This window comes from Stenotrophomonas sp. STEN147 (genome assembly GCF_056757995.1).
In genome coordinates this window covers 1-263 of the sequence record NZ_JBRRCG010000044.1, presented here as the reverse complement: position 1 = coordinate 263, position 263 = coordinate 1, and the positions used below count along the sequence as shown (strand labels likewise).

The 263-nt window shown below is 57.8% G+C and carries 1 tRNA gene and 1 rRNA gene; both read right to left on the bottom strand.

Annotation, left to right across the window (positions count from 1 at the left end):
* Positions 1-12 precede the first annotated feature (12 nt).
* Positions 13-88 (bottom strand) — tRNA-Ala (locus tag ACVOKU_RS18575).
* Between the two features lie 94 nt (positions 89-182).
* Positions 183-263, bottom strand: a 16S ribosomal RNA gene (locus ACVOKU_RS18570); the annotation flags it as partial.

Genomic DNA, 263 nt, shown 5'->3' with positions numbered 1-263 from the left:
TAACCAACTCCCTGGTGGAGCCTGTCGGGATCGAACCGACGACCCCCTGCTTGCAAAGCAGGTGCTCTCCCAGCTGAGCTAAGGCCCCAGAAAGGGACATCTCACACCGGCCTGGCCGATGTAAATCTCTGAATGCAGGTACTTTGTGAAGGCGCCCGACAGGACGATGCTGTCTTTGCTCAAAAGGAGGTGATCCAGCCGCACCTTCCGATACGGCTACCTTGTTACGACTTCACCCCAGTCATCGGCCACACCGTGGCAAG